The following is a 21050-nucleotide window of genomic DNA, read 5'->3' on the forward strand; positions in this document are numbered from 1 at the left end:
GCCAAACCGAATAGAAAGGGTCCCCTTACGTCCGACGATCTGGCCGGGGGCCGAATGGGGCTGTCTGCGAGCGGCAAACTCATGGGTGCTCTCCTGCAAGAGCCGGTGTGGGAGGCGCGTTCCGCACGCCACTGGCCGGCTGGAGTGCGGCGATCACGCGATCGCGCTGTCCGAACGCCCGGACCTGCCCACCGTCGAGGACGAGAAGTTTGTCGACCGCAGACAGCACGCCGAGCCGGTGCGTCATGATGACGACGGTTCGGCCGCTTTTACGAACGGAGGCGACAGCACGCAGCAGCGCGGCCTCTCCCGGACCATCCAGCGCGGCATTCGGCTCATCGAGGACCACCAGAGGCGGAGTCCCGAATAACGCGCGCGCGAGAGCGACGCGCTGCCTCTGGCCGCCCGACAAACCGTCGCCCCCGTCTCCGATCAGCGTGTCATAGCCGCGTGGAAGGCCGACGATCATGTCGTGAGCGCCGGCCAGCCGGGCGGCATCGACAACCTCCTCAGACCTTGAATCGGAAAAGCGGGCGATGTTCTGCGCGATGGTGCCCTCTAGCAGCAGGACATCCTGAGGGAGATAGCCGACATATTGTCCGAGAGCATCGCTCGCCCATTGGTCCAGGCTCGCCCCGTCCAACCTCAGCTCTCCGGCCGCGGGCTCCGCGATCCCGACAAGCGCGCGCGCCAACATCGTCTTGCCGCTCCCGCTCGGCCCGACGACGCCCAGCACGTCCCCCGCCGAAAGCTGGAACGAGATGCCGCGGAGGACTGGCTGCAGGGACCCGGGGGCCGCCACGCTCAGGCCGTTCACGAGGAGGTCACCGCGCGGGGCGGGAAGGCGGGTCTGAGGCCGCTCGCCGCGCGTCACTTGTTCAAGGTCATGCAGCCGTTTCCAGGCATGTCGCGCATCGACGAACGAGCGCCATGACGAGACGATCTGATCGATGGGCAACAGCGCGCGCCCAGCCAGAATGGACGCTGCGACCATCAGGCCCGGCGTGACGAGCCCCTCGATGGCCAGCCAAGCGCCCACAGCCGTGGCGCCAACGGGAACAAGAAGCCGAACGAGCCGGGTGCAGGCGACCACGACGCCCATTCGGTCGCTGGCGAGCGCCTGCCAGCCAAGCGCAGCGTCATGCGCTGACTGCCAACGGTTTCGAACCGCCCGTTGCATGCCGAGCGCCCGCAGAACGTCGGACCGCCGATAGGACGCCGCCGCGCGTTCCAGGGCCACCGTCGAGCGCAGCTGCGCTTCGGCCAGCGGCCGGCGTGTGAGACGATCGTTGCCCAGAGCCAGGAGCAGCAAGACCAGGCCAAAGCCGGTCACGGTCCAGCCGATCAGGGGATGAAAGAGGAAGCACAGGACGATGTAGATCGGGATCCAGGGTGCGTCGAGAAACGCCAGGACAGGTGCGCCGGCCAATGTCTCCCGCACCTGGGCGAGGTCGCGCATAGCGGCCGCCCGAGTCGGAGAGTGAGGGGAGGAGGCTCCCGCAGCGATCATCTTGTCAAAGACGACCGGAGCCGCGAGTTCGTCGAAGCGCAGGCCTGCGCGCACCAGGATTCGCGACCGGACGCCTTCTATGATGGCCTGTGTGACCAGAAGAAAGACGACCAGGGCCAACATGAGCGCCAGGGTCGCGCCGCTTCGCGCATTGAGGACTCGATCGTAGACTTGCCAGGAGAACACCGGCCCGGCCAGCGCGACCACGTTCAGGACGACGCTGAAGCCGAGCAGCGAGGTGAAGATCGGCTGGCACTGTGAGAGGGCCACGGACAGCGCGCCGGGCTCCCGGGGGTCATTTGAAAGCGGCATGCCGTGTCTCCGCAGCTGGATCTGGGGCGAAGGGGAGGGAACGTGCGTCCCCTCCCCCTCCGACTTACGCAACCGCTGCGAGGAGCTGATCCTGCGTCACGCCGAGAGCGATGATTGTATCGCCCCCGTTGGTGGTGACGATCGTGGCGTCGACCAGAATCTGGCCGCTCTCGTTCGGAGTGAACTGGGACAGGAATTCGGCGACTTCGGCAAAGGTCTCGGCCCCTAAGAAGGTGTGAGCGAGACGCGCTCCGACGTCGGCGACGCCGAGACCATCTGCGTCATAGGCCGCGAGGACGGGAACGAGGTCGACCTTGCCCTCCGTGATGCTTGCGATGTCGCCCAGGATCTCGGGCGCTACCTGGAGTCGGTCCGACCCGTTGCCGAAATCGAGCGCAATCACGGTGTCTTTCTGACCGTTGCCGACGATGTCCGCGCCGATGACGAATGTATCGTTCCCAGCACCTCCGAAATGGATCCCGAGACCGCTTCCGGTGTCGGTCACGTCGTCCCCGGCGCCGCCCAGCGCATAATCGTTTCCGGCTCCGGTGCGGATCACGTCATTGCCGCGGCCGCCCCACAGCGAGACATTCCCGTCGCCTCCGAAAAGGCGGTCGTCGCCGCCGCCGCCGTTCACGACGGTGTTGTTGCCGAAAGTCCTGACGACATCGTCGCCGAAGCCGGCGTCCACCGTATTGCCATTGCCGCGAATCTCGATCCGGTCATTGCCGAAGTAGTCGATAAGAAGATTGTCATTTCCGGAAATGACGAATCGATCATTTCCGAACAAATCGATGACCGTCCTTCCGTTGTCGCTGATTTCTGCATTGTTCGATCCAGGGCCGAAGGCGTCGAACGGGCCGGACGAAAATAAGGGGGATGTTCTGTGATACGGCATCGCTTCCTCCGCATGCTGTTTCGAAAGAGGGCGCAGACAGCGCCCCCGATCGCACGGCCAGATACGCTGACACATGCGCCGGGATGCACAGGCGCGATCACATCCGCGTGAAGTCATCATCGCCTAAGGTGAGCCAACCCGAAGCCTAGCGCGATGGAGACGGTGCCTGAACAGGCCGAGGTGTTCATCGGGCGATAGCTCCAGCGAGGGCGGCGCGGCTTGCGACCCGATCTCAGGGACGTGCTCGTTTTATTCGGCCAGGAACCGGCCGAGCCTTGGACGCTGCATCCGACACTGCGCTTCGCCACAGAGAGGCAAATTGCATTGGCTTCTTCGCCGGCAGAGCTTGGTTTGTCGATGACGCGGTGTTCTGCGGAGACGACCACATAAAAATGCCGTCGTGTGGCGCAGGCCCTGAAATTGGAACTCTGCGGCTTGGCCTTGTGCGGGGGTAAGCTGAAAGCAGACGTTCCGAAGCTCTCCAGTGGGTCAGACACGCCTGCGAGCGCCATGGGCACCCGCAGGTTGACGCCTCAGATCTCTTCCTGCTCCGACATTTGGAGCGCGTCGTCGACTTCAATGCCGAGATACATCACTGTGCTCTCCAGCTTGGTGTGACCCAGCAAGAGCTGGCATGCACGTAGATTGCCTGTCCGCTTGTAGATCAGGGACACCTTTGTCCGCCTCAGGCTGTGAGTTCCATAGGCTGCAGGGTCGAGCCCGATCAGTGTCATCCAGTGATCGACCAGACGTCCGTACTGGCGCGTCGTAATGTGGTCTCCCGCCCGGCTTCGGCTGGGCCAGAGCCAATCACTTGCTCCCGTGAGACGAACGCCGAGCCACGCCGCAACGGCGGATCTCGTCGTCGCTGTCAACTCGAAGGGCACGGGCCGCCCGGCCTTCTGCTGGATGACGGTCGAGCGTGTCCTCACCGTCCCACCCACGGCGACGTCGCCCAGGCCAAGGCGAACGAGATCGCAACCCCGGAGCTTGCTGTCGATGGCCACGTTGAACATTGCGAGGTCGCGAACGCGCTTTTCCATCTGAAGTCGGGTCCGCAGTGCCCAGATGTGTTGAGGCTTCAAGGGTGGCTTGGCGCCGACGATACGACCCGCATTCCAGGGCTTGTGGCTGGCGCGAGCATCTTGTTGGACAGACATGGCGAACTCCTACTTGGAACGCCGCATCTGGCCTTAGGGTGGCGCAAGGTCACACCCCCAGGCGACAGCTATTCGGGTCCGCCTTGCGCCATCTCCAGACTCTCGCCCTGGGGCGCACAGCGGACCTTGATCTCAAGCTGTCCGGTCGACAGGGAGCGTCTGGGGCAAACTCTTGAGACACGCCCTTCTCGACCCTTCCAAGTGATAAGGGCCGAGCGCACCTGCCAGATCCTGGCACGATGCCGAGGCATCGCACCGTCAGGACCGGTCGGACCCAAAGACTGATTCATTCGTTGGCTCAGTTGGGCGCGCCCAGTCTGATGACTGCTCCGCGGTTGCGCCAAGCAAGAAGGACATACCAGTGACTTTGAACTTCGTTCGCCGTGGCCAAGGCCCCCGCCTTCTCCTGGTCCATGGCTTGGGTGGGACATGGCGGTCCTGGAGCACGATCCTTCCGGCATTGTCGACGGCGCGAGAGGTGACCGCTATCGATCTACCGGGACATGGTGCAACACCAGCGGCGGCGGACAGCGGCACCTTCGTCGGCCTTGCAGACAGCGTGGAGCGTTTCATCCTGGACCGGGGGCTGGAAGGCATCGACATCGTCGGCAGTTCGCTCGGGGCGCGGATCGTCTTGGAGATGGCACGCCGCGGCAGGGTCGGCGCCACTGTCGCCTTGGACCCTGGCGGGTTCTGGAGAAGCTGGGAGCGCACCTACTTCCGGACGACGCTCGCGGCGTCGATCCGTCTTCTCCGAGCACTGCGTCCGGCGCTGCCGCGGCTCTCACGGTCCGCGGTGATGCGCAGCGCGCTGTTGGCGCAGCTCTCAGCCCGACCTTGGCGCCTGGACGGGGAGGTTGTTGCAACCGAACTGCAAAGCTTTGCCAGCACGAACACCTTCGATGCCCTCGTGCGTGATCTCGCGACAGGGCCCGAGCAAGAGGGACCGGCGGCGGATCCATCCCGTCCTCTCGTCATCGGCTGGGGGCGCCAGGACCGTCTGTGTCTGCCGCGACAGGCCGCTCGCGCTCAAGAGGCATTCCCGTCCGCCAAGCTGCAGTGGTTCTCCAAGTGCGGTCACTTCCCGATGTGGGACCGCCCGGACGAGACGGTCCATCTCATCCTCGAGACAACGGGCACCAACTAATTGCGTCCAAGAACTCGACCTAGTTCCCGCACGAGTGAGCCTTGCAACGGCTGCGGGGTCACTCGGAGCGCAAGACCTTTGGTGTCAGCTTGACGGTAAAGGCGACATCCAACTCCCTTCAATCTCTTGTGAGCGTTTCAACCTCAAACGTTGAGGCTCATTGGTCGGTCGCCCCCCGGCTCCAGCCCAAACAGCCATCAGTCATGACCACACCGAAGTTCCGGAATGTCAAGTTGCAGTATGATGAGAACTCAACTCAATCCAGCGAGAGAGGCAATATTACCAAGAAATGCTGCGAAACCAAGAATGGCTGCGACGAAGCTCAGACACGACCTCGACTGGCTGCGCAAGCCGTTCACGGCGTCGGACTTGTAGGCCCGAATTGTGGGGGCATTGATCTAAGCCGTCGAGTCGCAGCCAACGTTCTAGCCGTGGCCAGCATCTGACAGCCAAGCCGGTCCAATCCCGGCAGTTCGCCTGGCCCGCGCGCAAATGGTTCGGCCCCGCCGCGAAACGGGGCCGACCTACTTTTCCCGATTCAGGAGAGGGACCAAAACTCCTGTGGCCTGAGGCTTGGGCCAGCATGGTTAAAGAAAACTGAACGGCGAGAGCCCTTCCGGCATAAAGGCTTGCGCGAGTGAAAGCTCCGGAGTGATTGTGGCGAGAGGGCATCGGCCAGCGCTGTCACGGTCTGTTCCCCTTGACCGGGGCGGCCACTCAGCCAATTCCGCAGAGCGTCTGGCGCTCGCGCGACTGGCTTGAGGAGCGACGTCTAATATCGTTCTCCGCTCGACTATAATTTCCAGGCGCCGGATTTGGCTTTACCGAGCGGAGCCGCCATGCGCTACTTCTTCGACATCGTAAGCTCACGAGGCGAAAAGCAGGATGACGAGGGGGATGAACAGTCTCGTGACTGACGTTGAGCAGCGACCGGCATCTCAGGGCTGTCCCAAATTCTCGCACCCAATGTCGAGCCTAAGACAGTGCCCCGCAACGTTAGTTTGCGGAGCACTGCCCATAATGCCGGTTGTTAGATCATCCAGCCGTCCAGACCATGAGCGAGAGCAATCTGGCCAACGAGCGAATGAAGATCGTGCGCAGACGAGACCTCGCTTATCTCCCCGCTCGCCACCGGAAGAACGAGCTTGTATCCGGCGGTTCCGTCCACCTCGCCAGGCGTTCCTGCCCCTGGCCCCGCAGGAACGGTGAGGCCATGCAGCACGATCTCACGCAGGTCTAGCATCGTATCCTGAGAGAGCTTGCCTGCGGGAAGCGTGAAGCTTTCGACATATGAGATCACGCCATTTGGAGCAGTTGGAAACCCCGTCAGGGCGCCGTCATGGCTATGGCCGTTATCTTGGCCAGTGGCATTGGCATGATCCACGGTGAGATTGAGCAGGATTTGACCGTACTGCGGGAGGCCCTCCCCAAGTTCGACATAGCCGTCTCCGTCGGCATCGCTCGCCGTTGTGGGGGTGTGCGAAGCTGTGCCGTCTACAAAGCCGTGAATGTGCTGAATATGGGGCTGGTTTGGCTCCAGACCCATCGCCGAAATCGCGACGGTGAGTGTGTGGGTCTGGTCGTCAAGCGCGAGCACCGCTCCTCCCGTCACCCCAGAGTGATTCAAGGTCGTAAACTCGGCGAAGTAGAAGTGATCAGCCGCCAGGAAATCCTTGTCCCCGGTTGCATGGAACATGAGCTTGCGCTCTTGCATCAGGTCCACGTCCGATCGCTGATGCCCTTGGCCAAGCAGCATGTCCCCGCCTAGTCCCGGAGCCTCAACCGCAGTCGATCCCCTCAGGAAAGTTCCGTTTTCTCTGGCCATTGAAGCGCTCCTTGGTTTGCTAGAAAGAGAACTTACGGATCTGGCTGGCCGAGGGTTTCAGCCTGAGTTCACGACCCCGTGAAGCTCAGCGCACGAAATGAACTCGCTGCCTTCGCTGGGGCTTCGCTCGGTTCGGAGACCACGAAGCGAACAGGACGTCGGCAGCGCCGCCTGAGTAAAGCGATCGTGAACGGTCTTCCGGAACGTGTCGCTCTCGGTAAGGTTGCCCAGGATCGCGCGGCCCCTTGGGACCGCCTCATTTCCCGAGGACCTATGTTCATGACCATTCTCAAGCCCGCGCTCTGGGCGACGATCTCCCTTGGAGCGTTGACGGCATCATTTGGCGCTTCGGCCTTGGCGCAGACGGCATCACCAGCCTCGCCCTCCATGTCGGACGACAGCGGAACGGTGCAGCGGGCCGACAAGGATATGCGTCGCGTCCTGGAGAAGCTGCACGCACTCGGCGCGAAGCCCATCGGCACGCAATCGGTCGAGGAAACCCGAAAAGGTCCGACGCCCGCCGACGCGGTCAAAGCCGTCCTAAAGGATGAGGGGAAAGACGCGGCCGCCTTGACGGCCAAACTCAAGGTCTCCAAGAAGGACGTCACCTATCCGACCGGGGGCGGCCAGCAGACGATCCGCATCTACACGCCCGAGGGTTCGGGCGGTCAGCCCAAGCCGGTGGTTGTCTATTACCATGGCGGCGGATGGGTCATTGCCGACCTCGACACCTACGAGGCGTCCGCCATGGCTATGGCCCACAAGACCGGGGCGATCGTGGCCAGCGTCGAATACCGTCACGCGCCGGAGAACAAATTTCCGGCCGCCCACGAGGACGCCTTCGCGGCCTACCAATGGGTCGCGAAAAACGCGGGTCAGTTTGGCGGCGACCCTCAGCGCCTGGCCCTCATGGGCGAGTCCGCCGGCGGCAATCTGGCCACCAACGTGGCGATCATGGCTCGTGACCAGAAGGTCGAGGCGCCCCTCCATATGGTCCTTGTCTACCCGGTGTCGGGCACCAACACCGATACGCCGTCCTATCAGAAAAACGCCCACGCCGTGCCGCTGAGCAAGCCGGCTATGGAATGGTTCTTCCAGAACACGGTGTCGAAGGACGCTGATCGGAACGACGCGCGTCTTGACCTAGTCGGCAAGGCCGATCTGAAGGGCCTGCCTGACGCCACCCTGATCACCGCCGAGATCGACCCCCTGATGTCGGAGGGCAAGGCACTGGCGGACAAACTGAAGCAGGCGGGATCGAAGGTGAAGTATGAGAACTTCGCTGGGGTCACACACGAGTTTTTTGGTATGGACGCGGTGGTGAAGGATGCCGAGAAAGCCCAGGAATTTGCAGCGGCGGAACTGAAGCTCGCCCTTTCGCAGGGCGCCACCGGCGCTGTTAAAGTGAACGCTCCGGCGAAGTAGTAAGTGACATTCGCCTTGGTTGGCCTGCTCGACAAACGAGCAGTCCTTCCAGCGCGGAAAGCTGATTATCTGAGTCATTGTAAACCGAGCTTCTGTTGCCAAGCTTTTGGAATTCCGAAAGGGTAGTGGTGTCGGCTTGCTCAGAAGACTTTTTTGCGGCTCTGCCCTGCATGAAGTCCAGAGCGGAGACTTTTAACGTAAGCCTGTATCGGCCCGCTCCCGATGATTGGTCAGTTGTGGTCACCGACCTACAAGACTCGACAGAGGCGGTCGCCCGGGGGCAGCATCGAACAATCAACTTCATCGCGGCTGCCGGCATTGCGGCAATTCGAAATGTATGTGTCGGGATAGCAATCCCCGTCTTGTTCGGAGGTGACGGTTGCGTCGCCATGGTGCCGCCCGGCTTCGCTGACGAGACCCGGCGAACTTTGGCCCGGCTGCGCAAAATGGCTCACGTTGAATTCGGCCTGACGCTCCGGGTTGGACTGGCGCCAATAGGCGACCTTCGGGCGCTCGGGGAGCAGGTCCTGGTGGGCAAGTACGAACCATCGGCATCCAATGCATTTGGGGTGTTTCTAGGGGGAGCCATTTCCTCACTCGAGCGGGCGATGAAGCACGACCCGGAATCGCCGCTGTCAAAGGCAGCCTTTGTTCCGGACGTGATGGACGATCCGGGTACGCTTGATCTCACTGGCCTGTCGTGTCGTTGGCAGGAGTTGAAGTCCCAAAATGGCATGATGCTTACGTTGATCTTGGATGGCGCGGACGCGCCCTTGGCGTACGAGGCGATCCAGCGGCTCACGTCGAGGATAGACGCAAGGCCGGCGAAGCCTACCAACCTGAAGGCACAATGGCCCTTTGTTGGGGTGTGGCTTGAGGCACGCTCAACTCACGCTGACGCTCCTGTCTTCGTCGTCGCCACCCGCCTATTTGCACGCGCTTTAGTCGCTTACCTGGTTTTCAAGTTAGGTCTTCACGTCCGGCGCTTCAATCCACAACGCTACATTGCGGAGATCGCCCGCAACACAGATTTTTGTAAAATAGATCAGCAGCTCAGCCTTGTTTTGGATTGCGACCCAGTTGCGGAAAAGGCGTTGGAAATAGAATTAAAACGGCTGGCCGAAGCTGGTGATTTGCGATTTGGCTTCCACAGATCGCCCACGGCGCTGATGACGTGCCTAGTGAGCTCGGCGGCGGATAGCTTACATTTACATTTTATAGACGGCGGTGACGGCGGTTATACGAGCGCCTCGCGAACGATGCGCAAAGTCGTACTGCCGTGATCCGCTCCGATATTTTTGGGCTGAAAAATTTGCGCGCCCTGCAAAGCTGAAGCGGATCGTGGCGGACTTGTCGCTGGGCAAGGAGATGCTGCACGATAAGCTGCGCAACCCCGACCAGCTCCGCCGATCGCCCGTTGCTCCCGTCGCGCCACACGGAGTAAAACCGGTTCAGGCTGGAATCGCCGCTGCGTGATAGTTCAGTGGCAGGTCACGACCATGAGGGTCGACCAGGGCAGCGAGTTCGTCAGCCGCGACCTCGATCTTTGGGCCTACATGAAGGGCGTCACGCTCGACTTCTCCCGTCCCGGGAAGCCCACCGACAACGCCTTCATCGAGGCCTTCAATGGTCGCTTCCGGGCGGAATGCCTGAACGCCCACTGGTTCCTGAGCCTTGCGGACGCCCGGGAAACGATGAGCATTGGCTCAGATACTACAAAGAGGAGCGCCCGCATGGGGCCATCGGACATAAGTCTTCGATCTCGTTGCAAGACCCCGGCGGCGCAACCAGCCAGCCGCCGTGAGTCAGGCCGGAAACTCCAGCGTCCGGCGGTCCAAAGAATGGGAGCGGATCACCGGAAGAGCAACGCGTTCGGATCATCTGCCGAGACGCACCAACTCGGCGTAATGCGGCTTGGATGGAACGGTGCTTTCCATCTACGGCATCAACTCGCTCAAGCCGGAGCCATGGGACAGAAACCCCCTCTCGGGTGCAAGGTCAGACGTCCCAATAACCAGGAGCGACCTGGTGCAGGGAAAACACATAAGGCGACTGAGCGACGTTCTCATGGCTTTGCGAGAATGAGATAAGGACGTCCTCGCGCGAGGCTTGGCCGCTGTCCAAAACGAATGTCCAGTAATTGAAGCCGCTTGCCTCGGGAGGTCTGCCAAGAACGTTTGCGTAAAGATCATTGACAAAAGAACCTGTATCGATCTGGTAAGCAGGCCCAAATTTGGCAGTAAATTCATTGCTCACGAGAAGGGAATACGAAATCTCGGGCAATGGCACGAAATCGGCCTCGTGGATCCAGTAATTGAGACCGGGCGTATCGTAGGGCCGCCCTAGACCCGCTTCATACAACAGGGCGACGTCGATGGCTTGATTTTGATCGTGGGACATGATTGCTCCGACTCTGTGTCTGATATTTTCGAATAACTCACGCGTCGAGTTTAATCATCGTCATCCTCTTCGATCTGATGGCGACGTTGCCACTCCCACCGTCGCCTCGCCTCCTCACGGCGCAATTGCTCCTCACGCCAATGATGGCGCCGCCATTCTTCGCGGCGGCGGTTTTCGTCCCAGCGTGGGCGGCCCCAGTCTGGCTCGCCATACCATTGGACCGTGGCGATCGCCGGCATGCTCTGGTCCAGGCTGACCGCCTTGGCGCTTGTCGCCGATAATGCGCAGCCGACGATCAACGCGGATCGGAATGCATTTTTCACTATCTCGCCCTTTCGGTTTCATACCGCATGCGCCTGCACGGGGCAGACCGCTTGGGTGATAACGACTGCGATGGCTTCAGGATCCCACATCGTCGAAGCCGCGACCCCAGGTTGAAGCCACACGGAGGGGTGCAGACGTTTCGACTTGCTCGCCGGACCGCAAGCGACCTTAAGGGGGGTGCAAAATCGTACGGGGGCCAGCCGATCACAAAAATCAGGGCTAGCTAGCGGCGACGATTTACCGCCCCGGCTCATGCCAGAGTTGCTGTAGGAGCCAGGGTGTGTGTCGCCTAGGCGGCGGGCTGATCCGGCGCTTCATTGGCCCCAGCATTGGCCCGAACAGAAAGAGCCGCTCGAAGGAGCGGCTCTAAGCTGTTGAGAAGTCAATGGTCGGAGCGATAGGATTTGAACCTACGACCCCCTCGTCCCGAACGAGGTGCGCTACCAGGCTGCGCTACGCTCCGATGTCATCGGCTTCCGACGCGGCCTGTATAGGCAGGCGAGGGGGTTGGCGCAACCGAAAAAGCGGCGGGGCCGCCCTGGCGGGGGCGCCGCACCCTTGGGCTCAGTCGCTCCAGGCGGCGTCGGGAGCGGTTTCGCTGCGGCCGAGCGCGCGAACCCAGGCGACCATGCGGCCGAGCGTCCCGAACACCGCTTCGTCGATGAGTTCGAGGAGCGTTTCGAAGATGGCGTCGATCATCAGCATTCTCCTGTTGCGCTTGTCGGCGAGCACGCCTCCGATAGGCAGAGTGAACGGCGCCACTTTCGCGGCGAACCTGCGGCGGCGGCGTGCGCCCGCGCACATGTCACCCATGGTTGACCGAGATGGTGAACGCCACCTTTACGCGCCGCACCGGAGCGCCCGCGCGACGTGTGTTGCGCGCGAAACCGAGCCCCACTATGGTCCGCCCCGACCGGCCCGCGGCCGAGTCATTGGGGCGTCGCCAAGTGGTAAGGCAGTGGATTTTGATTCCACCATGCGGAGGTTCGAATCCTCCCGCCCCAGCCAATCCTGCTCCTGACCCATCTTGATCGGGGGGGCCGTCATCCTAGCCCAGCGCGGTCAGGGTCGACGCCTTGGCGTGGTCGGGGTCGCCGAGGCCTTGGCGCCAGGCGATCATGGATTGGGCGTGCGAGGCGGCGAGCAGTACGGTCGTGTCGCTGCGGCCGGCTTCGATGATTTCGGCGAGCGCCTCGTGCAGCGCGTCCTGGAGCCGGAGCAGGTCGGGCGCGGTGGCGCGCCGGGCCCGGTCGGCGATGTCGATGAGGCGGACGATCTGGGTGCGGTCCGCCGCGTCCTGCTTGCGCCTCATGCGGCTGGCCACCATGGCCCATGAGGAGCCGATCACGCTGAACGCCATGGCGGCCGCATAGGCGTACCCTTGGAGATCGTCCAACAGGCTCTGCTCCCCGGAGGCCAGGTACTGGGCCACGCCGGGGTGAACGGGCAGGACGGACGTGTTCGCGTCCGGGTCGGGCGCCTCGATCTGGGCCGCCTGCGGAAAGGCGGCCGCAAGGTCGCCCTTGGCGGTGAGGATGCTGCGCGCGATCGCGCCCGCCTCGAAGTTGAGCATGGAGAAGGGCGCCGCCAGCCGGTAGGTCACCGCCATCACGGTCGCGCTGTCGTCCGGCAGTTCCGGGCGCGGCCTGAGCGCCCCCTTGGGAACGTCGAGGCTCTCGAGCCCCGGAAGGCGGGCCGCGATCGCGTCCGCGTCGTCGAAGGCGAGAAGCCGAGGCGGCCCGACGCTGCGCGCCATCGCGGCGACCGCGTCGACCAGGGCGCCGGGGCCGACCGGGCCGATGGCGAGGACGGCCGCGACCTGCTTGTCGCGCAGAGTCTTGCCGAGGTCGCCGATCGGGACGACGAGCCGCCGGACCGCCTTGGGGTCGACATTGTAGAAGCCGAGCAGCCGGTCCAGCAGCGCCTCGTCTTCGGCCTGCGTGCGGCTCGCGATCAGCGCCACGGTGCGGCCGGACAGGCCCGACAGCGTCTCCAGCCTGGCGTTCGGCGGCGCCAGGAACGCCACCGCGTCGCGCCTGAGGATCACGATCGTCTGGCCGTTGCGGGGCGGAGACGCGTCCGAGCGCACAATCGCCAGGTCCACCTCGTGGGCCTCCAGCCGCGCGCTGCTCTCCGCCAGGCCGCCGACCTGGACGGGCTGCACGGACATGAAAGGGTGGTGCTTGCGCAGGACCGTCCCGATCCCGGCCAGGAAGCCGTCCGCGGTCCCGCCGAGCGGCCCCGTGGTGATCCGAAGCGTGGCGTGCGGGGACCGCAGATAGATCAACGCCCCAAGGGCGCACGCCGCCGCCAGCGCAACTGCGATCGCCGCATAGCCATAGGAACGCCTCATGGGGCGACTCGCCGATCCGGCCAGGGTCCGTGCTCCCGGCGCGTGCGGCCGCGGAGCGAGGGGGAAGTCACGGCACGGAGCAGGTCCTTGCGCTATGCAGAAACGGCGGGCCGTGCGGCGCTATGCGGTCCGCCGCTCGCTTCGATAATGAACGCGGCCGCCCTCGGCCATGTCTTTTGGCCTCAGGGCTGGCCGCCTCCTCCCGCCGCCCCGTAGACCTGGCCGGTGGCGTAGCTGGCGTCGAGCGCAGCGAGCTGGACATAGATCGAAGCCAGCTCGACGGGCTGGCCCGGTCGCTTCATCGGGGTCTGGCCGCCGAAGGACTTCAGCTTCTCCATCGTGGCCCCGCCCGAGACCTGGAGCGGCGTCCAGATCGGCCCGGGCGCGACGCCGTTCACCCTGACGCCCTTGGGGGCGAGCTGCTTGGCCAGGCTCTTCACGTAGTTCATTGTGGCCGCCTTCGTCTGGGCGTAGTCGTAGAGGTCGGCGGAGGGGTCGTAGGCTTGCTCGGACGTGGTGCCGATGATGCAGGCTCCCGGCTGCAGGTGAGGAAGAGCGGCCTTGATGATCCAGAACGGCGCGTAGACGTTGGTCTTCATCGTGGCGTCGAAGTCCTCCGTCGACACGTCCAGGATCGAGGCTCGCGCCTGCTGGCGCGCCGCGTTGCAGACCACGATGTCGTGCCCGCCGAGCCCGCGGACGGCGTCCTCGACCATGCGGACGCAGAACGCCTCCTCGCGCAGGTCGCCCGGGATCGCCAGGGCGGTCCGGCCCTCGGCCTTGATCAGGGCGATCACCTCGCGGGCGTCCTCCTCCTCGCTGGGAAAGTAGTTGATCGCCACGTCGGCGCCCTCCCGGGCGTAGGCGATCGCGGCGGCGCGGCCCATGCCCGAATCGCCGCCGGTGATGAGCGCCTTGCGGCCGGCGAGCCGGCCCGAGCCGCGGTAGCTCTTCTCGCCATGGTCGGGCCGGGGCTCCATCCGGCCGGCCAGTCCCGGCCAGGGCTGCGACTGCTCCTTGAAGGGCGGCTGGGGATACTTCGTCCTGGGATCCTGGGGCAGCGCCTGGGCCGCGGCAGCGCCCTGCGCCATGCCGGCCCCGGACGAGGTTGCCGTGGCGGCGAGGCCGGCGCCGGCCCCGACGAGCTGACGGCGGCTGAAGGTGGGATCGTCTGTCATGCGGCGCTCCGTGGTGTCGGCGAGCACAACGGGGCGGGACAGGAATTGTTCACCAGGGCGCCCTTGCGCGCCTTCGCGAAAGCGCCGCGGCGAGCCTCTCAGGCGGCGTTCTGGCCGGAGACCTTCCGGAGGATCTCGGCCTTCGGCCCGTCGGCCACGATGCGGCCGTGCTCGATCCAGACCAGGCGATCCACGAGGCCGAGCAGCGGCGCGCGGTGGGTGGCGATGATCAGCGTCCGGTCTCCCAGCGTCGCTCCCAGCTCGCGCACGATGCGCGCCTCCATGGCGTTGTCCATGGCGGCGGTGGGCTCGTCGAGCACCAGGGCTCTCGGGTCGCCCAGCAGCGTGCGGGCCAGCATCACCGACTGGCGCTCGCCGCCCGACAGCCGCTCCCCGCGCGGGCCGACCCGTATCCCGTACCCGGCCGGATGGCGGGCCGCGAACTCCTGCACGCCGGCCAGCGCAACGGCGCGCGCGAACGCGTCCTCGGAGACGCCGTCGAGGCCAAAGCAGATCGCGTTGCGCAAGGTGTCGTCGAAGGGCGCCGAGTCCTGCCGCATGAAGCCGAAATGGCGCCGCACGCGCTCCGGCGCCGTCTGGCGGATGTCATGCCCGTCGAGCAGCAGCGCGCCTTCGGTGTCGGTATGAAGCCGCAGGACGAGCTTCAGCAGGGTGCTCTTGCCGCTTCCCGCGCGCCCGATCAGGCCCACGCGCTCGCCGGGCGCGATCGAAAGGTCCACGCCGGTGAGCGCGGGCGACGTCTCGCCCGGATAGGTGAACCCGACGCCCTTGAACGCAAGCCGCCCCTGGATGGGCCGGCGCGCCGCCGTTCCGTCGCCGGCGTCCTCCGTGGGGGCGGCCAGGATCGCCTCGATGGTGCGAGCCGAGCGCAGGATCTGCAGCAGCCGGTGCAACTGGGCCCCGAGCTGGGTCATGGGCGCCATCACGCGGCCGATCAGCATCGAGGTGGCCGACAGCGCGCCGATGGTCATCGCGCCGTCTCCGATCTGGTAGACGCTGAGCACCATGCCGATCACCACGGCGGCCTGCGAGATGGCGCCGGCGGCCTGGAGCGCGAACGCGCCGTGCATGCGATGGGCGTGACCGACCAAGGCCGCGCCGTCGACGAGCCGCTCCCAGCGACGGATCATCGGGCGCGTGGCGTTCGCCACCTTGACGGTCTCGACCCCTGCGACGCTCTCCAGCAGCAGGTTCGCTTGCGCGGCGTTGAGGCGCGCCGCCTCGACGGCTTGCTGGCCCCGGACTTCCCCGGCGAGCTGGATCAGCGCGATCAGCGCGATGCCCGACAGCGGGATCCATGCGACGGGTCCGGCGATGCCGTAGAGCAGGAGCGACGAGGCGATGAAGAACGGAACGTCGATCGCCACGGACGCGACCAGGCCGGGCAACAACTGGGCCAGCGCCTCGACCTCGCGCATGCTGGTCTGCACGCCGCCGCCCGCGGCGCCGACCGCCCCCAATTGCGCGCGCACGATGCGGCTGAAAAGCCTGGCCTGCACGGACGTGGCGACGCTCAGCCCCACGGCGTCCGAGAGCCGCATCCGGACCACCCGGATCGCGAGATCCAGCGCCAGGGCGAGGCCCACGCCGAGGGCCAGAGCCCAGAGGGTCTCCATGGCCAGATGCGGGATCACCCGGTCATAGACGGCCATGGAGAAGATCGGGACGCTCAGCAGGAAGACGTTGGCCAGCGCCGCCGCGACGCACAGCACGGCCAGCCGCCCCCGGTGACGCGTCGCCATCTCGCCCGCGACCGTGCGCAGCAGGCCGGCGGGAGGCGCGGGGTCCCGCCGGGCGTCCTGCGGCGCGGGCTCCCGCGGCGCGACGAAGAACACGGTTCCGCCATGGCTGGCGGCGAGGTCGGCGAGGGCGGCCTCGCCGGGGCCGCCACTCGTCAGCAGCGAGAAGCGGTCCGGGGCGGGACGACCGGTTAGGACCGTGCTGCGCCCTTCTTGGTCCAGGATCACGCAGGGGAAGTCGGCGTCGTGCAGCGACGAGAGGCTGCGCTGCGCGTACCAGATCTTCAGACCCCGGTCCTCCGCGGCGGCCGTGAGCTCCTCGGGCGTCGCCACGCCCGTGGGCAGGGGCTCCGCCTCGCCGAACCAGCTTCGCCCGTACCAGGCCTGCGCGACGGCGTCGATATCGGCCAGGAGATGGCCCTCGGCGCTCCCCGGCGCAGGCTGAACCGCGTCGGCGGGGGGAACGGGGGTGGGGCGCCGGCGCGCCGGGGAGAACAGGGATGAAAGCAGGGTCATGCGGGCGCGTGTTCCTGGCCGCGGGCTGCCGCCACTCGGGCCATCATTGATTTTTATATGCTTAACATCTCGTAAATCAGCACCTGCCTATGGTTGCTTTCATCCTCTAATGCACCCAGAGCGCCTCATGCCGAACCCGCCGCCGCCGCCTCCATCGAGCCTCCAGCTGGCCACGACGGCTGTGGGCGTCGCGGCGCTCGTCGCCTGGGCGAGCCTGACCTCGCTCCACAAGGTGACGCGCGGCGCCGGCAAGGTGGTGCCGCAGTCGCAGAACCAGACGGTGCAGCATTTCGAGGGCGGGATCGTCACCGACATCCTGGTGCGCGAGGGCGAGCGCATCGAAAGGGGCGCGCCGCTGCTGCGCATCGAGAACAGCTTCTCGCGGGCGGAGCTGGCGCAGACCCGGATCGAGATCGTCGCCCGGGACCTGCGGCTGGCGCGGCTCTCCGCCGAGGCCGCAGGCCAGCCCTTCAAGGCACCGCCCGGCCTCAGCGGCGCGCCCGAACTGTTCGCGCAGCGGGAGGCCGCCCTCTATGACAGCCGCCGCCGCACGCTGGACGAGCAACTCGCCATCATCGAGGAGCAACGCCGCCAGAAGGGGCTGGAGCTGTCCGAACTTCAATCGCGCTGGACCCACACGATCCGCGAGCGCGACCTCGTGCTGCAGCGCGTCCGCAGCCTGCGCCGGCTCGCCGAGATGGGAGCCGTGTCCGCCAACGACCTGCTCGACAACGAGCGCAGCCTGCAGCAGGTCGAGGCGCGCATGTCCGACCTCACGCACGAAATCCCCCGCACCGAGTCGGCGTTGGCGGAGCTGGCGCGCAAGAGCTCGGAGGCGGCGCTGCGCTTCGCGTCGGAGGCGGACAAGGAGGCCTCGGACGTGGCGCTGCAGCAGGCCAAGCTGAACGAGAGCGCGCTCGCCCTGCAGGACCGCAGCGTCCGGTCCGACGTGGTCGCCCCCATCTCCGGCATCGTCAACAAGCTCTACGTCTCGACCGTGGGCGGCGTGGTCAAGTCCGGCGAGCCGCTGGCCGTGATCGTGCCGACCGACAGCGCCATCGCGGTCGAAGCCCGGCTGTCGCCGAGCGACCGCGCCGAGGTGTGGCCGGGCCTGCCGGCCATCGTCAAGATCAGCGCCTACGACTTCTCGATCTATGGCGGCCTGAAGGGCACCGTCGTGGAGGTCTCGCCCGACGCGCTGCAGGATGAGAGGGGCCAGCCCTATTTCAGGATCAGGCTGGAGGCCAGCGCCGCGAACTTCGGACCGGATCGGCCCGTGGTCCCCGGCATGGTGGCGGACGTCGACGTCCTGTCCGGCCGCCACACCATCCTGGAGACGCTGCTTCGTCCTCTGCGCTATGTGCGCGACAACGCGCTGAGGCGCTAGGCGGCGTCGCCTTGCTCCCGCCATCCGGGAAACGCGTCCCGCCGGTTCAGGACGCCCTGCAGAAGATCTTCGTCCATGACGTCGTCCAGCCTGACGCCGTACCCGGCGGGCGAAACGTTGACGATGACCCCGGCGAGGGCGACGCCTGGGAGCTCGATCACCACCGGAGAGCCGCGCCGGTCCAAAATGTAGCGGCTCGCCTCCCGGTACCGGGCGCCGCTGCGCGAGAGTTCGGTCACCACGCCGTCCAAGCTCAGCGCCTTCTCGGGCAGCAGGAGGCTCGCGCGAAGCGCGCAGGAATGGCGGGGAAAGGCGCGGTTCCGGGCGCTGACGCGCCGGAACCGGTCCAGCCAGGAGGTCGTCGCTGCGGGTTTCTGCGGATGGTTCATCGCTATGCTCCGTCTATGCCGACCGCTGCGCGGACGCTTCGGCCTTGCGCGCCTTGGCGGCGTCCTCGGCCTGGTCGACCACATTGCTGACGATCGTCGCGTAGGACTGAAAGGCGCTGTCGAAGGTGCGGGCCATGTCGGCGAGCCCGTCCCCGATGCCTTCCTGCAAAGTTCGGCTGAGGGCGCGGATCTCGAGCGCCAGTTCGCCCGAGCCGGGAGCGCCGACGGCGGCGGTGGTCCGCCGCTGCTCCTCTGTCAGGCGCGCGACCTCCAGGCCGATCTCCTGCACGGCGCTGTTGAGCGCGCTCGCCAGGTCGCCGACGCCGGTCGCGACCGCATGCGCGATCATGCCGGACACCAGTCTCTCGTCGGGCTTGGCGTCGTTGTGCTCGTGCATGCGGCGCAGCAGGATCGTGCCTTCCGTCTGTGCCGCCCCCAGCTCCACCATGCTGCGCATCGCCGAGCCATGATGCTCGCGGGCGACGCGGCCGAGTTGCTCGAAGCCGCGCATGAAGCCCTGTCGCAGCCCCTCGGTGTGGCGCAGCAGGTCCTCGCGCATCCGGGCGATCTCGGCTTGCAAAGCGTCGGTCCGGTGCAGCGCCTCCAGGGCGGCGTTGTCGTTCTGGGCCGCCCTGTCGAGGAGGCGGCAGGTCCGCTCGATGAGTTCAGCGTGATAGTCCTGGCGCTCGACGACGCGGCGCAGGCCGACCGTCGCCAGATCCATGGAGTCCACCGATTGCCGGATGGCCGCCGCCAGCACGGCCTGCGCGCCCGCCGACAGCCGGCCGGCCTCGGCGTCCTGCTGGCCCGTCGGGGCATCCGCTGCGCGCTCTCGATCTGCGAGATCCCGGCGAGCCAGCCCTCGAACTCGTGCTTCAGCGCGTCCGCCGCCGTGTTCACGAAACGGCCCAGCAGACCCAGCATCAGCGATCCGAACAGGCCGAACAGCGAGCACGAAAAGCCCGTCGCCATGCCGATCAGGGGCGCCTCGAGATCGTGGATCAGCCGCTTGATGGACTCGGGCGATGCGGAATCGCCCTTCGCCAGCCCGCCGATGATGCCGCCGACGGAGCCCACCATCTCCATGAGGCCGATGAAGGTGCCGATCAGCCCGAGGAAGACGCTGAGGCCGGTCAGGTAGCCCATCAGGGACCGCTGGTGCGCCATGCGGGCGTCAATCGCGGCGATCAGGTGCTGCATGGTGGCGATGGAGATGCGCATGTGCCGGGTGCGGAGCAACTCGTCCAGCGTCAGCGTGAAGACATGCCCCAGCAGCTGCGGCGAGGCGTACACGATCCCCGGGACCGCGCAGCGCTGCAGCTTGCGTTCGTCGTGTTCGGCCGAAGCGCTGTGGCGCTCGGTCTGGATGTCGTCATAGACGTCCTTGAGCGCAGCGAACGCTTTCACGTCGTTGCGCAGACCCAGGAGGGAGCGGATCGCCAGGATCGCGCCGAACCCGAAGACCCCGATGATGATGGCGTTCAGGTACGGGTTGGACTGGATGCCTCCCAGGATGAAATGCTGCTGCCATACGACCAGGCTGGCCAGCAGAAGGTGGACGATGGCCATGCGAGTGGCCTGTTTGCGGACGATGTTCTTCATGGGATGGCGCTCCGCGGGGGAACCGGAAGGGAGGCGTGAAGGGGGCTGCGATCGGTCACGGGGCGGCCTGGCCGTTGCGCCCGAACACCATCACCACGGCTTCGTTGTCGCCGGCCGAAGCGTCGCGCACGCGCACCGTGATGCTGTCCGCCGGGACGCCGCTCGCGGCGAGCTGGGACCGGACCAGCATGGCCCTGTAATAAGCCCGTCGGCGGGCGTCGGTGGCGCCGTTCCCGGTCTCCACGGCGTTGGCCTGGACCAGGTACGTCTTCGAGGCGGATCGGCGCATATAGGTCGCCAGCTCCGCCGTCGCTCCGTCGCCGAGCTTGATGGCGCCCTGCGCGAAGGCGATGCGGAGCCCCGTTCCGACCTCCGTCGCCGCGCCCCCCTGGCGGGAGGCTTCGGCCGTCTCGGACCGCCTTTCCTCCAGCAGCTTGCCAGGCCCGAGCCGCAGGTCCCGTTCGGCGGGCGCGGGCTCGTCGGCCTGCTCGGCCACCACGGGTTTGGCGGTCGGAGGCGAAGCCGCGGCTGCGGGCGCCGGCGGGGCGGTCGCCTCCTTTTCGGCTTTGCTCTCCAATGCGCTGAGCACGGCGAGCCGCTGCTCCTCGTAGGTCTTGCCGGCCAGCCCCGTCGTGTCGATCCGCGCCGCCTTGGCGACCGCCTCGAACAGGGTGCGGGAGATGTTCTGCGACAGCATGAACACGACGACGCCGAGCACCATCATAATGAAGGTCAGCACCATGGTCATGGTCGTGAGGGCGTCGACATAGCCCGGCCAGTAGCTGTCCTCCTCGCCTCCTCCTCCACCAGCCATGCGCACCCGCCACTCAATCAAAAGCTGTGCAATCATTGACATGCAATTAT

General features: G+C 65.7%; 18 protein-coding genes, 2 tRNA genes and 1 pseudogene. 7 read left to right on the forward strand and 14 right to left on the reverse strand.

Annotated elements, in window-relative coordinates; translation table 11 throughout:
• Window positions 1-79: 79 nt before the first annotated feature.
• The 3 genes from ABEG18_RS03405 to ABEG18_RS03415 all read right to left on the reverse strand — a co-directional run bounded on the left by ABEG18_RS03405 (window position 80) and on the right by ABEG18_RS03415 (window position 3880).
• Window positions 80-1822: a type I secretion system permease/ATPase gene (locus ABEG18_RS03405; protein WP_406856693.1), complete on the reverse strand. Its 1743-nt coding sequence runs from the start codon at window positions 1820-1822 to the stop codon at window positions 80-82.
• Between the two features lie 64 nt (window positions 1823-1886).
• Window positions 1887-2720, reverse strand: a complete 834-nt coding sequence (locus ABEG18_RS03410) for a calcium-binding protein (RefSeq protein WP_406856694.1) — start codon at window positions 2718-2720, stop codon at window positions 1887-1889.
• Between the two features lie 533 nt (window positions 2721-3253).
• Complete coding sequence (locus ABEG18_RS03415) at window positions 3254-3880, reverse strand: tyrosine-type recombinase/integrase (protein ID WP_406856695.1); 627 nt, start codon at window positions 3878-3880, stop codon at window positions 3254-3256.
• A 361-nt stretch (window positions 3881-4241) separates the two neighbouring features.
• On the opposite strand from ABEG18_RS03415, the gene ABEG18_RS03420 reads away from it, so the two are divergent.
• Window positions 4242-5027, forward strand: coding sequence for an alpha/beta fold hydrolase (locus tag ABEG18_RS03420; RefSeq protein ID WP_406856696.1), 786 nt, complete (start codon window positions 4242-4244; stop codon window positions 5025-5027).
• A 1030-nt stretch (window positions 5028-6057) separates the two neighbouring features.
• Here the strand turns inward: ABEG18_RS03420 and ABEG18_RS03425 are convergent.
• Entirely contained in the window at window positions 6058-6783 is a 726-nt protein-coding gene (locus ABEG18_RS03425; protein WP_406856697.1) for a hypothetical protein, read from the reverse strand.
• Window positions 6784-7131: 348 nt separating this feature from the next.
• Between ABEG18_RS03425 and ABEG18_RS03430 the strand changes: the two genes are divergently transcribed.
• The 3 genes and pseudogenes from ABEG18_RS03430 to ABEG18_RS03440 all read left to right on the forward strand — a co-directional run.
• Window positions 7132-8277 carry an alpha/beta hydrolase gene (locus ABEG18_RS03430; protein ID WP_406856698.1) on the forward strand — a complete coding sequence of 382 codons (1146 nt, stop codon included), beginning with the start codon at window positions 7132-7134 and terminating at the stop codon, window positions 8275-8277.
• A gap of 95 nt (window positions 8278-8372) precedes the next feature.
• Complete coding sequence (locus tag ABEG18_RS03435; protein ID WP_406856699.1) at window positions 8373-9560, forward strand: DUF3095 family protein; 1188 nt, start codon at window positions 8373-8375, stop codon at window positions 9558-9560.
• Window positions 9561-9773: 213 nt separating this feature from the next.
• Window positions 9774-10081, forward strand: a pseudogene (locus ABEG18_RS03440) (integrase core domain-containing protein); the annotation flags it as partial.
• Between the two features lie 194 nt (window positions 10082-10275).
• Here ABEG18_RS03440 and ABEG18_RS03445 read toward each other — a convergent pair.
• From ABEG18_RS03445 to ABEG18_RS03460, 4 genes are all read right to left on the reverse strand, one after another.
• Complete coding sequence (locus ABEG18_RS03445) at window positions 10276-10677, reverse strand: DUF4214 domain-containing protein (RefSeq protein ID WP_406856700.1); 402 nt, start codon at window positions 10675-10677, stop codon at window positions 10276-10278.
• Between the two features lie 50 nt (window positions 10678-10727).
• Complete coding sequence (locus tag ABEG18_RS03450; RefSeq protein ID WP_406856701.1) at window positions 10728-11000, reverse strand: hypothetical protein; 273 nt, start codon at window positions 10998-11000, stop codon at window positions 10728-10730.
• A 387-nt stretch (window positions 11001-11387) separates the two neighbouring features.
• Window positions 11388-11464: transfer RNA gene (locus ABEG18_RS03455), tRNA-Pro, on the reverse strand.
• Window positions 11465-11565: 101 nt separating this feature from the next.
• Complete coding sequence (locus ABEG18_RS03460) at window positions 11566-11700, reverse strand: hypothetical protein (RefSeq protein ID WP_406856702.1); 135 nt, start codon at window positions 11698-11700, stop codon at window positions 11566-11568.
• Window positions 11701-11934: 234 nt separating this feature from the next.
• Here ABEG18_RS03460 and ABEG18_RS03465 point away from each other — a divergent pair.
• Window positions 11935-12009 (forward strand) — tRNA-Gln (locus ABEG18_RS03465).
• Between the two features lie 40 nt (window positions 12010-12049).
• Here the strand turns inward: ABEG18_RS03465 and ABEG18_RS03470 are convergent.
• From ABEG18_RS03470 to ABEG18_RS03480, 3 genes are all read right to left on the reverse strand, one after another.
• Entirely contained in the window at window positions 12050-13354 is a 1305-nt protein-coding gene (locus tag ABEG18_RS03470) for a C4-dicarboxylate ABC transporter substrate-binding protein (RefSeq protein WP_406856703.1), read from the reverse strand.
• Window positions 13355-13536: 182 nt separating this feature from the next.
• Entirely contained in the window at window positions 13537-14532 is a 996-nt protein-coding gene (locus ABEG18_RS03475; RefSeq protein ID WP_406856704.1) for an SDR family oxidoreductase, read from the reverse strand.
• Window positions 14533-14630: 98 nt separating this feature from the next.
• On the reverse strand, window positions 14631-16808 hold the full coding sequence (locus ABEG18_RS03480) for an ATP-binding cassette domain-containing protein (protein ID WP_406856705.1): 2178 nt from the start codon (window positions 16806-16808) through the stop codon (window positions 14631-14633).
• Window positions 16809-16935: 127 nt separating this feature from the next.
• Here ABEG18_RS03480 and ABEG18_RS03485 point away from each other — a divergent pair, with 127 nt between their 5' ends.
• The gene (locus ABEG18_RS03485) at window positions 16936-18195 is read left to right on the forward strand and encodes an HlyD family type I secretion periplasmic adaptor subunit (protein ID WP_406856706.1); all 1260 of its coding nucleotides are present in this window, start codon (window positions 16936-16938) and stop codon (window positions 18193-18195) included.
• Here ABEG18_RS03485 and ABEG18_RS03490 read toward each other — a convergent pair.
• Together ABEG18_RS03490 and ABEG18_RS03495 are read right to left on the reverse strand one after the other, a co-directional pair.
• Window positions 18192-18584: a PilZ domain-containing protein gene (locus ABEG18_RS03490; RefSeq protein ID WP_406856707.1), complete on the reverse strand. Its 393-nt coding sequence runs from the start codon at window positions 18582-18584 to the stop codon at window positions 18192-18194. The genes ABEG18_RS03485 and ABEG18_RS03490 overlap by 4 nt on opposite strands.
• A 13-nt stretch (window positions 18585-18597) precedes the next feature.
• Window positions 18598-19308, reverse strand: a complete 711-nt coding sequence (locus ABEG18_RS03495; RefSeq protein ID WP_406856708.1) for a hypothetical protein — start codon at window positions 19306-19308, stop codon at window positions 18598-18600.
• A 146-nt stretch (window positions 19309-19454) separates the two neighbouring features.
• Between ABEG18_RS03495 and ABEG18_RS03500 the strand changes: the two genes are divergently transcribed.
• A complete protein-coding gene (locus tag ABEG18_RS03500; protein WP_406856709.1) occupies window positions 19455-20225 on the forward strand; it encodes a hypothetical protein in 771 nt (256 codons plus the stop codon).
• 16 nt (window positions 20226-20241) lie between these two features.
• On the opposite strand, the gene ABEG18_RS03505 is transcribed toward ABEG18_RS03500, so the two are convergent.
• The gene (locus ABEG18_RS03505; protein ID WP_406856710.1) at window positions 20242-21042 is read right to left on the reverse strand and encodes a hypothetical protein; all 801 of its coding nucleotides are present in this window, start codon (window positions 21040-21042) and stop codon (window positions 20242-20244) included.
• Window positions 21043-21050: the final 8 nt, after the last annotated feature.

The organism is Alsobacter sp. KACC 23698 (genome assembly GCF_045348435.1).
Taxonomy (GTDB): Bacteria; Pseudomonadota; Alphaproteobacteria; order Rhizobiales; family Beijerinckiaceae; genus Alsobacter.